Raw genomic sequence first — 13,348 nt, 5'->3', positions numbered from 1 at the left:
GCGTGGTAATAAACCCTGTTAATAGAGAAAACTAATGCTGATCCAGCCCGAGGCTGTCGCGTAATAACTGCAACCGCTCCACGTCGCCGTCGCCGGCGGCCTGCTGGAGGGATTTGGTGGGGGCATGAATAAGACGGTTGGTCAGTTTATGGGCCAGCTCGTGAATAACCTGCTCCACGTTGGCGCCCTGCGCGATGGCGGCCAGCGCTTTGGCCTCCATTTCTGCGCGGATCTGGTCGGCCTGCGAACGGTAGTCGCGGATGGTTTCCACCGCGCCCTGCGAACGCAGCCAGGCCATGAAGTTGGTGCTTTCCTGCTGCACGATCGACTCCGCCTGCACCGCCGCCGCTTTGCGCTGCGCCAGGTTGCTTTGAATGATGGCGTGCAGATCGTCCACGCTGTACAGATAGGCGTTGGCCAGTTTGCCGACCTCCGGCTCGATATCGCGCGGTACGGCGATATCCACCAGCAGCATCGGCTGGTTGCGGCGCGCCTTCAGCGCGCGCTCCACCATCCCCTTGCCGATGATCGGCAGCGGGCTGGCGGTGGAACTGATGATGATGTCGGCGTCCGCCAGGCGTTCGTCGATCTCCGGCAGGGTGATCACCTCAGCGCCGACCTCGTCCGCCAGCAGCTGCGCGCGCTCGCGGGTGCGGTTGGCGATGATCATGTGCCGCACTTTGTGTTCGCGCAGGTGGCGCGCCACCAGCTCGATGGTTTCACCGGCGCCCACCAGCAATACGTTGAGATCGGCCAGCGATTCGAAGATCTGCCGCGCCAGCGTACAGGCGGCGAAAGCCACGGAGACCGCGCTGGCGCCGATTTCGGTTTCGGTGCGCACGCGCTTGGCGACGGAGAAGGATTTCTGGAACAGCCGCTCCAGCTCGCCGGACAGCGACTGGCCGCGTTGCGACTCGGCGAAGGCCTTTTTCACCTGGCCGAGGATCTGCGGTTCGCCCAGCACCAGTGAGTCCAACCCGCTGGCCACCCGCATCAGATGGCTGACCGCGTCGTTACCCTGATGCCAGTACAGGCTTTTCTTCACCTCTTCCGGGCGCAGGTTGTGGTACGCGCACAGCCAGGCGACCAGCTGCTCGTGCATGTGTTCCTGCTGCTCTACGCTGAGGTACAGCTCGGTGCGGTTGCAGGTGGACAACACGACGCCGCCCTGCACCAACGGTTGTTGGAGCAAGCTGGTTAGCGCCTCATCGATGGACTCTGGCGAGAAGGTCACCCTTTCACGCAGAGAAACCGGAGCGGTTTTGTGATTTATACCTAACGCCAGCAGGGTCATTGCTTCGAGTAATACTTATCTTGGTACGGGTTCTCGTTGAACGGCATTCTACTTGATGCGCGGGATCAATAAAAGTAACAACCGCATCTTCCGTTCAATCGCTGTCATAGATGACATCAATTAATGAATAAGCAATAAATACAGCAGGATAAATAGTCATAGGGTAGGTTAATTGCTTAAATTTTAGCGCAGTTTGCGATAACGCGCACGCTATTCGGCGTACGCAGCGGCGGCGTTTGCGCAACTCCGGCACCGCTTATCGGGCGCGCCTCCCCCGCCTTCGGCCGATTGTGTTAATCTTAATGGCGACCCCGACGCGCGCGCCGGGTTGGCATTGCGCCGGCAAAAGCGGCAAGATTCAACGCGATGCAGCAAAAAATTGACGCGTCGCCGCCGCCCCGTTAGCGTGAGCGCTGAATCCGGGTTTCGTCGCGCATGCCCGCAAGGACAAAAGGACAAGAGAAAGTTATGCCAATACGCAAAGTTAGTTTGCTCCGTCTGATCCCGCTGGCCAGCCTGGTGCTGGCCGCCTGTACCACCACCAAGCCGACCGGCCCGGCCACCAGCCCAACCTCACCGCAGTGGCGCGCCCATGAGCAGGCGGTGCAACAGCTCAGCACCTATCAGACCCGCGGCTCCTTCGCCTACTTGTCTGATCAGAAAAAGTCTACGCCCGCTTCTTCTGGCAGCAGTTCTCGCCGGAGCGCTACCGCCTACTGCTGACCAACCCGCTGGGCAGCACGGAAATGGATCTCAACGTGCAGAAAAACGTGGTGCAGCTGACCGACAACCAGGGCAAACGCTACGTCAGCGACAACCCGGAAGAGATGATCCGCAAGCTGACCGGCATGGCGATCCCGCTGAACAACCTGCGCCAGTGGATGCTCGGCCTGCCGGGCGAAGCCAGCGATTTTGCGCTGGATGACCAATATCGTCTGAGCAAACTGACCTACCAGCAAGGCGGCCAGACCTGGAAAGTGGATTACCAGGGCTACAGCAACGAGGTGCAGCCGACGCTGCCGAACCGCCTGGAGCTGCAGCAGGGCGACCAGCGCATCAAGCTGAAGATGGATAACTGGACGCTCAAATGATCCGCCAGTGGCCCTCCCCCGCGAAACTCAACCTGTTTCTGTACATCACCGGCCGTCGTGAAGACGGCTATCACCTGCTGCAGACGCTGTTCCAGTTTTTGGACTACGGCGACACCCTGACCATCGACCCACGCCAGGACGACCGCATTCACCTGCTGACGCCGGTCGAGGGCGTGCCGGACGAGCAGAACCTGATCGTGCGCGCCGCCCGCATGCTGCAACGCTATTGCGATGAACGCGGCCTGCTGACCGCGCCGCGCGGCGCCGACATCAGCATCGACAAACGCCTGCCGATGGGCGGCGGTTTGGGCGGCGGTTCCTCCAACGCCGCCACCGTGCTGGTGGCGCTGAACGAATTGTGGCGCTGCGGTCTTGGCGACGACCAACTGGCAGAGCTGGGGCTCAGCCTCGGCGCCGACGTGCCGGTGTTCGTGCGCGGCCACGCCGCCTTCGCCGAAGGCATCGGCGAGCGCTTGCAGCCGGCCGAGCCGCAGGAAAAATGGTATCTGGTGGCGCATCCCGGCGTCGGCATCCCGACGCCGGTTATCTTCGGCGACGCCGAATTGAAAAGAAACACCCCGGTTCGCTCCTTAAGTGAGCTGTTGCAGGCGCCGTACGCAAATGATTGCGAACCGATCGCAAGAAAACGTTTTCGCGAGGTTGAACAGCTTCTTTCATGGCTGTTAGAATACGCCCCGTCACGCCTGACTGGCACAGGTGCTTGTGTGTTTGCTGAATTCGACACAGAAATAGCCGCCCGTCAGGTGTTAAATCAAGCCCCGGAGTGGTTGTGTGGTTTTGTAGCGCGCGGCGTTAACGTCTCCCCACTACATCGCATCCGTTCCGGGCGGTTTGAGTCGTAGCTCAACGTTTCGCTGCGCAGGGTCATGCACACCTGGCCCTGTTATCCCTGCGCTGCCTGCGGTCTCAATTTTAGTTTTACATACCCGTATGTATATTGCGCCGGCGTCGCCGACTGCCCCTTGGCGATGTCGCATGACAATATCTTCTCTGGACGCAAGCCTGAGGTTCTTCTCGTGCCTGATATGAAGCTTTTTGCTGGTAACGCCACCCCGGAACTAGCACAACGTATTGCCAACCGTTTGTACACCAGCCTTGGTGACGCCGCTGTAGGTCGTTTTAGCGACGGCGAAGTGAGCGTGCAAATCAACGAAAATGTACGCGGCGGTGATATTTTCATCATCCAGTCCACCTGTGCCCCGACCAACGACAACCTGATGGAACTGGTTGTGATGGTCGACGCCCTGCGTCGCGCCTCCGCAGGTCGTATTACCGCCGTTATCCCTTACTTCGGCTATGCCCGCCAGGATCGCCGCGTGCGTTCCGCGCGTGTGCCAATCACCGCCAAGGTTGTCGCCGATTTCCTCTCCAGCGTAGGGGTTGACCGCGTTCTGACGGTGGATCTGCATGCTGAGCAGATTCAAGGCTTCTTCGACGTACCGGTAGACAACGTGTTCGGCAGCCCGATCCTGCTGGAAGACATGCTGCAGCAAAATCTGGAAAACCCGATCGTGGTTTCTCCGGATATCGGCGGCGTGGTGCGTGCCCGCGCTATCGCCAAACTGCTGAACGACACCGACATGGCCATCATCGACAAACGTCGCCCGCGCGCGAACGTTTCTCAGGTGATGCACATCATCGGTGACGTGGCAGGCCGCGACTGCGTGCTGGTCGACGACATGATCGACACCGGCGGAACCTTGTGTAAAGCGGCTGAAGCGTTGAAAGAACGCGGTGCCAAGCGCGTATTCGCCTACGCGACGCACCCGATCTTCTCCGGCAACGCCGTGGACAACATCAAGAACTCGGTGATTGATGAAGTGATCGTCTGCGACACCATTCCGCTGTCGCCGGAAATCAAGGCACTGAAAAACGTTCGCACTCTGACCCTGTCCGGCATGCTGGCTGAAGCCATCCGCCGCATCAGCAACGAAGAGTCGATCTCTGCGATGTTCGAGCATTGATTCGTCGTCTTTCCGGTGCGGCGCCCACCGTGCCGGAAAGATAGCGAGCCCGACAGCAGAAAAAGAAAAACCCGTTGGTGCGCGAGCAACAACGGGTTTTCTACTTGTAGTCCGACATGACCTCAAACCTTAATGCACGGCAGATGTTCCCTTGCCCTGCTCTTGCTTCCCTTCTGCTTTTTTAATCAATGCGACGAACGATGTTGATCGTTGCGGCACCGTTTATCAAAGTGTTTTACCCACCAGTAGCGATCCGCCACCTGCTCGCGGCCGCCGATACGCGCGCCCACCAGCCACAACAGCGCGCCGACGAAGATGCTCATGATGGCGCCGTGGGCGAAAAATTGCGGTAAATTGAACTGCGATACTTCAGCAAGAATGGAGTATCCGACGCCGCCGATCATCACGACCAGGCCCAGCCCCATAAAAAAGTTGCCCACTCTGTCCGCGTTTCTACGTTTCATATGCCACCTCCATGATTGCCATGTGCCAACCGGGATAACGCTGCAACTTGTTAACCCACTTTGATAAGTTAAGTATAGCCCTTGCTGCGGCAAGGGGATTGCGGAGGCGATCACAAATGGTAAAGAATTATTGACACTTCTTAACACTCGGCTGAAAATTAGCGGACAAATTGAATTATTCAGCTAATGAATCATTCGTCTTTGTTACCTGCGACGACGGCGGAGATCGGATTTTGTCATTCGCCGCCCCGACAGGTAGACTAACTCCCTTTCCATTACCCTGATCATAGCGAATCACTCAGTGAGCAGTATTAAATTGATAGTCGGCCTGGCTAACCCGGGCGCGGAATACGCCCAGACGCGCCACAACGCCGGCGCCTGGTACGTCGATCTGCTGGCCCAGCGCCACAATCAGCAGCTGAAAGAAGAGAGCAAGTTCTTCGGTTATACCGCCCGTTTGAACCTGGCGGGCAACGACGTGCGCCTGCTGGTGCCGACCACCTTCATGAACCTGAGCGGCAAAGCGGTGCTGGCAATGGCCAACTTCTACCGCATCGAACCAAGCGAGATCCTGGTGGCGCACGACGAGCTGGATCTGCCGCCCGGCGTAGCCAAAATCAAGCTCGGCGGCGGCAACGGCGGACACAACGGCCTGAAGGACATCCAGAACAAGTTCGGCAACAACCCGAACTTCTACCGCCTGCGCATCGGCATCGGCCATCCGGGCGACAAGAACAAGGTGGTGGGCTTCGTGCTCGGCAAACCGCCGGCCGGCGAGCAGAAGATGATCGACGAAGCGATCGACGAATCGCTGCGCTGCACCGAGATGCTGATGAAGGACGGGCTGGAAAAAACCGTTCAGCGCCTGCACAGCTTCAAGGCGCAGGCCTGAACTTTGCCGCAGCGGGCGCCCTGCCCGCTGCCGGCTTCTAGCCGCGTGGGTTGAAGGTCTCCTCGCTCACGCGGCGTCTCCTCTCCTGCTGCGGATCGCCCCGCCAAACAAGTCTGATCGAGATAAACGCCCATTACGTGTATAATGGCGGCATTATTTTGCCCTTTATGCAGTCGGTTAAACCTAACCAGCTGATAGTTAAGATATTTAAGGTGATTACAACATGGGATTCAAATGCGGTATCGTCGGCCTGCCTAACGTAGGCAAATCCACCCTGTTCAACGCGTTGACCAAAGCGGGCATTGAAGCAGCCAACTTCCCGTTCTGCACCATTGAACCGAACACCGGTGTGGTGCCGATGCCCGATCCGCGTCTGGATAAGCTGGCCGAGATCGTCAAGCCGCAGCGCATTCTGCCGACCACCATGGAATTCGTCGACATCGCCGGCCTGGTGAAAGGCGCGTCCAAAGGTGAAGGCCTGGGCAACCAGTTCCTGACCAACATTCGCGAAACCGAAGCCATCGGCCACGTAGTGCGCTGCTTCGAAAACGACAACATCATCCACGTCAACAACAAGGTCGATCCGGCCGAAGACATCGACGTGATCAACACCGAGCTGGCGCTGTCCGACCTGGACACCTGCGAGCGCGCCATCCACCGCGTGCAGAAGAAAGCCAAAGGCGGCGACAAAGACGCCAAGGCCGAGCTGGCGGCGCTGGAGAAATGCCTGCCGCACCTGGAAAACGCCGGCATGCTGCGCGCACTGGATCTGACCGATGAAGACAAGGCGGCGATCAAATATCTGAGCTTCCTGACGCTGAAGCCGACCATGTACATCGCCAACGTCAACGAAGACGGCTTCGAGAACAACCCGTACCTGGACACCGTGCGTAAAATCGCCGACGCCGAAGGCTCCGTGGTGGTTGCCGTGTGCGCCGCCGTGGAATCCGACATCGCCGAGCTGGAAGACGAAGAGCGCGACGAGTTCATGGCCGAACTGGGCCTGGAAGAGCCGGGCCTGAACCGCGTGATCCGCGCCGGTTATGAACTGCTGAACCTGCAAACCTACTTCACCGCCGGCGTGAAAGAAGTGCGCGCCTGGACCATCCCGGTAGGTGCCACCGCCCCGCAGGCGGCCGGCAAGATCCACACCGACTTCGAGAAAGGCTTTATCCGCGCCCAAACCATCTCCTATGACGATTTCATCACCTACAAGGGTGAGCAAGGCGCCAAAGAAGCCGGCAAAATGCGCTCCGAAGGTAAAGACTACATCGTCAAAGACGGCGACGTGATGAACTTCTTGTTCAACGTCTAAGCCTCTCTCCGCAGCGCTTTTCTCCGCTGCCGGAAACAGAAAAATCCACGCTTCGGCGTGGATTTTTTTGTCTCCAGGGCCTGCGTTTTGGCAACCAGGACGCCGTCTCACCCTCCCGGTTCTTTCCCACTGAACGATCTTCGCCGTACGTTTTATTACGCCCTTCATGACGGCATTATCCGCATCGCTGCACGAAAAATGGCTCTCGTGTTGATACTTTGTCCTACAGGAAAAAGCTTGTCATCTTCCGTTGCAGTCTTATAATGAGTGTTTACTCACTTATTAAAGGAGCCTCAAAGTGGCCCGTCCCCGCAGTGAAGAAAAGCAGCAGGCGCTCTTGCAGGCCGCCACCGACATTTTTGCCGAACAAGGATTAGCGGCGCCCACATCGGCCATCGCCAGGAAGGCTGGCGTCTCGGAGGGTACGCTGTTCCGCTACTTTGAAAATAAGGACGTACTACTGAGCGCAGTCTGCGATTACCTGCTTGATGAAATGGAGTGCCTGCTGACGCAAAGCTTGCAGGACGTTTCGCCTGGTAAAGATCACATGCAGGCCGCCTGGGATGCCTACATTGACTGGGCGCTCGCCAATCCCGCCGCGTATGCGACAGGAAACAAATTGATGGTCTCCGGCAAGTTATCCAGCGCACAGAGGGAAAGAAGCGTACGGTTCGGTGATATTTCCCAACTGGGTATTCCGTTGGTCCAGGGGCTGGATTTACCGCAGTCGAGCGAGTTTCAGGGCATGATTTGCACGGTAATGGCCAATGGCGTTATCGATATGGCCGTTCAAAAACCTCACCTGCTGGATATTTACAAACGCGCAGGTTATGAAGCCATGATGCGAGCCATTGAGCTTCCTGACGCTCATACAGCCATCTAGCTTCTTTTTTTTAATTATATAATGAGTGCGTACTCACGCATTAAAAAGACACGACAATCATGCCACCCGTTTCAAAACTAAAAATGCTGCGAACACGGCCCTATCCAAGGCTCCGCCGACTCATATTCGTTTCTCTTATTCTCAGCGTGTCTTTGATCCTCTGCGCTTGCGCAACCGCACCTGCATCAGACCGTTTGTCAGGAACCCAGCATGTTCCAACAAAATGGCGGGCCTCCCTGCCTGGCTCGGCGCACGTGTCTGTGTGGAATGCATGGCCCCCCGCCCGAAATGAATCCGGCGCCCGGCGCTTGCGCGCTCCGGCCGGCAAGCCCAGTCACGTAGAGAATGAGCGCACAGCAAAAACGCCGGTTGCGCGCGCAAATTTGGAGTGCGTTCAAGCGTTATGGAATGACGCCCGCAAACTGGTTGCGGCAGAGGCTGCGGCCCTCTATTACGCCTCGCGTACCTGCCGGCGACAACACGCGTTCTCTACCCAAAGCGCGCCATTGCCTGAATCCTTCGAATGGGCGATACAAACGCCCCCTCGCCAGGCGTCTCAATCTGGTCAGAAGGAAGTCGCCGAGCGTGGCAAGACCGCTGCCGATGGAAACGGGATCAACCGCCACACAACCAAGCATTCGGTTCCCAGGACGTTGGATCTATCGCGCGTGGATACCGATCCCGGCGAAAGCGCGGCGGATTGGCAGGCTGAACCGCATGAGCATCATAGCCGCGTGCGATCGACAGTGCGGAAGTGGATACGGCGTTTGTTCACTGCGTCAGAGCGAACAAGGATTCAACGCCAGGCTGAACCGCTGCAGGACAGCGCCGTATTCGTTTGAAATTCAATACAGAGCAATACATCGCCGCGCCGCTGGCGACAGGTTCGACAAATCATTCACCTTATGGGTTCTCCCGATGACACAACTGATAGCTAAAAACACGCGTCCCCGCTTTTGGTCTTTGCGGACCCTGCATGCAGCCGTGCTGGCAATGCCGATTGCCGCCGCCTTATCGGCCTGCGATGCGCCGGCGGACAAGGTTGCCCCACCGGCAGATAAACCGACGCTGACAGTGACCCTGACAACGCCGGCAAGACAGTCCCTTTCCCGCACCGTCACGGCCAATGGCTCTGTTGCAGCCTGGCAAGAGGCGATCATCAGCCCGGAAGCCAATGGGCTGCGCGTGCAAAAACTGTTGGTGCAGGAAGGGGATATGGTGCGCCAGGGCCAACCTCTGGCGGAATTTACACCCGACTCCGTGATGAATGACTGGCTGCTGGCGAAAGCCGATCTCAACGAAGCGAAAGCGGTCACTCTGAATGCGCAAGCGGATGGAAAACGAGCGCGGTTGTTGCGCGGTGTCGGCAGCCTGAGTGAACAGGATATCCAAAAACTGTTAACCCAGGAAAAGACGGCGCAGGCGCGTCTGGAACCGGCGAAAGCACGCATGGCGGCCCAGCAGTTGCGACTGGACCAGACGATATTGCGCGCCCCCGATGACGGCATCATCTCCGCGCGATCGGCCACGATCGGTTCAGTTCCTATGCAAAGCACCGAGATGTTCCGTCTGATCCGCCAGGGAAAATTTGAATGGCGAGCGGAATTGTCGGCGCAGCAGCTGGAACAAATCCAGCCGGGGCAAAAAGCGCAGATCGCCTCACCTGGCGGTAACACCTGGGAAGGCGTCGTGCGCCTGGCCGCACCGACGGTCAATTCGACCTCGCGCCGCGGGATTGCCTATGTGGACATCCTCCCATCGACAGCGAAGAACGCCTCTCCCATTCGGCCCGGCACGTATGCCAGCGGCCTGATTACGGTCGGCGATCGGCAAGGGCTGACCGTGCCGCAATCCGCCGTCATAGCGCGCGACGGTTTTCACCTGGTGTTCACCGTAGATGACGAGCTGCGTGCACATTCGCTTAAAGTCGCGGTAGGCCGTCTGGTGAATGACCAGCAGGAGATCCTGTCCGGTCTTCAAGGCGCGGAACGCATCGTCGCCAGCGGCGGCGTGTTCCTCAATGAGGGCGATAAAGTCCAGTTGGCCAACACCACCGATGCTTCCCACTCATCGGAAGCGCGCTAAGAGGCCCATCATGAATATCTCTACCTGGTCCATTCGCAACCCCATTCCGTCTATCTTGCTCTTTGTCATCTTGAGCGTTGCCGGCTTTTATTCTTTCAAGTTGATGAAGATCCAGAGCTTCCCGGACATGGATGTGCCTACGGTCACCGTGTCCGCCTCGCTTCCGGGCGCGGCGCCGCCCCAACTCGAAACGGAGGTGGCGCGCAAGCTGGAGGACACCGTCTCTTCGGTGCAGGGATTGAAGAACCTGCGCACCACGATCCAGGATGGGCTAGTCGATATCTCAGCGGAGTTTCGTCTGGAAAAACCCGTTCAGGAAGCGGTGGATGAAGTCCGGTCAGCCGTGCAAAGCATTCGCACCGAGTTGCCGACGGATTTGCGTGACCCTATCATTCGCAAACTCAACATTACGGGAAAACCTATTCTGGCCTTTTCCATCAGCGCCAACAAAATGGATGAGAATGAGCTGTCCTGGTTCGTGGACAATACCCTGTCGCGGCGTCTGAGAGGCGTCGCCGGCGTAGGGTCGGTCACCCGTGTGGGCGGCGTGAACCGCGAGATTCAAGTCGAACTCGATCCGGTCAAACTGGAGGCGATTGGCGCCACCGCCGCCGAAGTTTCCCGTCAGTTGCGCGATGTACAGATAGACGCGACGGGCGGACGAGTCGATCTGGGGCGGGGAAAACAACCGCTGCGTTTGGTCGCCCGCGTCAAGAACGTGGATGAACTAGCCGCGGTGGAACTGTCGTTGCCCGGCGGGCAACGTTTTCGCCTGGACGACGTGGCGACGCTGAAAGACACCATTGCGGAACGCAGTGCACTTGCGCTCCTCAACGGCAAGAAGGTGGTGGGCTTTGAGATCACGCGCGCCAAAGGCGCCGGTGAAGTCGAGGTCGGCAACAAGGTGGAGAAAGTTCTGGCGCAGTTGCGCACAGAGCGGCCTGATTTGCACATCACGCAGGTCTTCGACTTTGTCCGGCCTGTGCAGGAGGAGTTCGACGCCTCCATGCACATGATCTATGAAGGCGCCATTCTCGCTATCCTGGTGGTCTTCATGTTTCTGCGCGATATCCGGGCGACGTTGATCTCGGCGGCGGCGTTGCCTCTGTCGATTTTACCGGCCTTCATCGGTATGGACATGATGGGCTTTTCGCTCAGTATCGTCACGCTGCTGGCGCTGTCGCTGGTGATTGGCCTGTTGGTGGATGACGCCATCGTCGAAGTGGAGAACATCGAACGCCACATCGGCATGGGTAAACCGCCGTACCAGGCCGCGATGGATGCCGCATCGGAAATCGGCCTGGCCGTCGTCGCCACGACGTTTGCCTTGATCGCCGTTTTCCTGCCGACGGCCTTCATGTCCGGCGTTGCCGGAAGATTCTTCACGCAGTTTGGATGGACGGCGGCGCTGGCGGTGTTTGCCTCGCTGGTTGTGGCGCGTTTGCTGACGCCGATGATGGCCGCCTACCTGATGAAACCGCATGTGCGCCCTCAGCGCGATCCTTTCTGGATGGCGATCTACCTGCGCGCCTGCCGGTGGACGCTGCGGCACCGCGGGCTCACCCTGGCGCTGGCCGGCGGGTTCTTTATTGGCTCTCTGATGCTTATCCCTCTGCTGCCCCAGGGCTTTTTCCCTGCAGATGACAACTCCCAGACGCAGGTGACGTTGGAGCTGCCGCCAGGGAGCACGCTGGAACAAACCCAGGCCATGGCAGAACTCGCTCGGCATCGCCTGGCGCCCATCCCGCATATCCGTAACATCTATACCACCATCGGTGGCGGTGCAACGGGCGGCGATGTCATGGCTTCCGATGGGAAAACCGACGTTCGCATGGCAACGCTGACGGTGTTGTTGGATGCGCGTCAAGCGCGCCCGAAGAAGCAGGTCATCGAAGGCGAGATACGCACGGCAATGGCAGCACTTCCGGGGGTTCGCAGCAAAGTGGGGTTTGGCGGCTCAGGTGAGAAATACCAGTTGGTGTTGGCCGGTGATGATCCTCAGCGGCTGGCTAAGGCGGCCGATTCAGTATTAAGTGACCTGCGGCAGCTCCCCGGCCTCGGTAACATTACCTCCAGTGCCGGGCTGGCGCGCAGCGAAATCCTCATGCAACCCAATTTCGCCAAAGCGGCCGATCTGGGGGTATCGGGCGTCGCGATTGCCGATACTTTGCGTATTGCAACTGTAGGTGACTACGATCAGTTTCTGTCTAAATTCAACGTGGAGCAGCGCCAGATCCCGATCGTCGTCAAGCTGTCAAAGGACATCCGTGAAGATATGGGGCTACTTGAACGTTTGACCGTACCCGGCGCCAGAGGCCCGGTGCTGCTCAATCAGATCGTCAATATTGAGCAAGGCAGTGGGCCGGCGCAGATTAATCGCATCAATCGCACACGCAGCGTGACCCTTGACGTGGAACTGTCGGGCACCCAACTCGGGGATCTGGCCGCTCAGGTGGCGAAGCTGCCGTCAATCCAGAATCTGCCGGTCGGCGTGCACCAGGTTGTGCAGGGTGATGACGAAATGATGAAGGAACTGTTTGCCGGTTTCGGCACGGCTATGGTCGCCGGCATCCTGGCCATCTATGTCGTGCTGGTTCTGCTGTTCAAAGACTTCTTCCAACCGATCACCATCCTGGCCGCGCTCCCGCTGTCATTGGGCGGCGCATTCGTTGGGTTACTGCTGGCGGGCCAGTCGTTCACGATGTCATCCCTGATCGGGTTAATCATGTTGATGGGGATTGCGACCAAAAACTCGATACTGCTGGTCGATTATGCGATCGAGTCACGGCGCGGCCATTACGGCCCGAATGGCGAAGTGCTGAATAAACCCATGAGCCGGACAGAGGCGCTGATTGATGCCTGCCACAAACGTTCCCGCCCCGTCATCATGACGACGTTAGCGATGGGGGCGGGCATGTTGCCCGTGGCTCTGGGTTTCGGCAGTGCCGACCCCAGCTTCCGCAGCCCGATGGCGGTGGCCGTCATCGGAGGATTGATCACCTCCACCGTGCTGAGCCTGCTGGTTATCCCTGTCGTTTATACCCTGATTGACGATCTTGAAAACTGGCTGCGCAAGTTGCCCAGCCTGCTGGCACGCAGCAAGAACCTGAGCGGGAGGAAAAAAGCCGGGTTTGCCATGCTTATCGTAGTTCTGCTGTATTGGCTGGCATTTCCTGTCATTCCGTTCCTCGACATCCCGTACAAGATTGTCGTTGTCTCTACGCTTGTTGTGGTCGGTGAAACCTTGTTTGTCATTGCCATCGCCCTGCTGGGCAAAGAGTATTGGGGCCAGATCAAACACTGGCTGCGGCAGAAGGTCTTTAAGCGAAAAGACTAAGC

Annotated in this window: 9 protein-coding genes and 1 pseudogene; 8 read left to right on the top strand and 2 right to left on the bottom strand. The window is 58.4% G+C overall.

The window, feature by feature from the left end; all coding sequences use genetic code 11:
- Positions 1-31: 31 nt before the first annotated feature.
- Positions 32-1,294 (bottom strand): glutamyl-tRNA reductase, encoded by a 1,263-nt coding sequence (gene hemA, locus ACORQT_RS10055; RefSeq protein WP_019454778.1) that lies wholly within the window; start codon positions 1,292-1,294, stop codon positions 32-34.
- A gap of 468 nt (positions 1,295-1,762) precedes the next feature.
- Here hemA and lolB point away from each other — a divergent pair.
- The 3 genes and pseudogenes from lolB to prs all read left to right on the top strand — a co-directional run bounded on the left by lolB (position 1,763) and on the right by prs (position 4,370).
- Positions 1,763-2,385: pseudogene (lolB, locus tag ACORQT_RS10050) on the top strand (lipoprotein insertase outer membrane protein LolB).
- Positions 2,382-3,248, top strand: coding sequence for a 4-(cytidine 5'-diphospho)-2-C-methyl-D-erythritol kinase (ispE, locus tag ACORQT_RS10045; RefSeq protein ID WP_164057136.1), 867 nt, complete (start codon positions 2,382-2,384; stop codon positions 3,246-3,248). The pseudogene lolB and the gene ispE overlap by 4 nt, the downstream one beginning before the upstream one ends.
- 174 nt (positions 3,249-3,422) lie before the next feature.
- Positions 3,423-4,370, top strand: coding sequence for a ribose-phosphate diphosphokinase (prs, locus tag ACORQT_RS10040; protein WP_004941061.1), 948 nt, complete (start codon positions 3,423-3,425; stop codon positions 4,368-4,370).
- Between the two features lie 185 nt (positions 4,371-4,555).
- Here the strand turns inward: prs and ychH are convergent, their stop codons facing one another.
- Positions 4,556-4,834 carry a stress-induced protein YchH gene (gene ychH / locus ACORQT_RS10035; RefSeq protein WP_108680531.1) on the bottom strand — a complete coding sequence of 93 codons (279 nt, stop codon included), beginning with the start codon at positions 4,832-4,834 and terminating at the stop codon, positions 4,556-4,558.
- A 301-nt stretch (positions 4,835-5,135) separates the two neighbouring features.
- Between ychH and pth the strand changes: the two genes are divergently transcribed.
- The 5 genes from pth (at position 5,136) to ACORQT_RS10010 (ending at position 13,346) form a co-directional block, all read left to right on the top strand.
- On the top strand, positions 5,136-5,726 hold the full coding sequence (gene pth, locus ACORQT_RS10030) for an aminoacyl-tRNA hydrolase (RefSeq protein ID WP_033652046.1): 591 nt from the start codon (positions 5,136-5,138) through the stop codon (positions 5,724-5,726).
- Between the two features lie 223 nt (positions 5,727-5,949).
- The gene (gene ychF, locus ACORQT_RS10025) at positions 5,950-7,041 is read left to right on the top strand and encodes a redox-regulated ATPase YchF (protein WP_025302489.1); all 1,092 of its coding nucleotides are present in this window, start codon (positions 5,950-5,952) and stop codon (positions 7,039-7,041) included.
- Between the two features lie 298 nt (positions 7,042-7,339).
- Complete coding sequence (locus tag ACORQT_RS10020; RefSeq protein WP_042784251.1) at positions 7,340-7,924, top strand: TetR/AcrR family transcriptional regulator; 585 nt, start codon at positions 7,340-7,342, stop codon at positions 7,922-7,924.
- A gap of 918 nt (positions 7,925-8,842) precedes the next feature.
- On the top strand, positions 8,843-10,009 hold the full coding sequence (locus ACORQT_RS10015; protein WP_239507466.1) for an efflux RND transporter periplasmic adaptor subunit: 1,167 nt from the start codon (positions 8,843-8,845) through the stop codon (positions 10,007-10,009).
- Positions 10,010-10,019: 10 nt separating this feature from the next.
- Positions 10,020-13,346 carry an efflux RND transporter permease subunit gene (locus tag ACORQT_RS10010; RefSeq protein ID WP_164057137.1) on the top strand — a complete coding sequence of 1,109 codons (3,327 nt, stop codon included), beginning with the start codon at positions 10,020-10,022 and terminating at the stop codon, positions 13,344-13,346.
- Positions 13,347-13,348 lie beyond the last annotated feature (2 nt).

The organism is Serratia sp. (in: enterobacteria), assembly GCF_052400455.1.
Taxonomy (GTDB): Bacteria; Pseudomonadota; Gammaproteobacteria; order Enterobacterales; family Enterobacteriaceae; genus Serratia; species Serratia ureilytica.
Note: the sequence above shows the minus strand (reverse complement) of the source record. Positions and strands in the feature narration are given on the sequence as shown.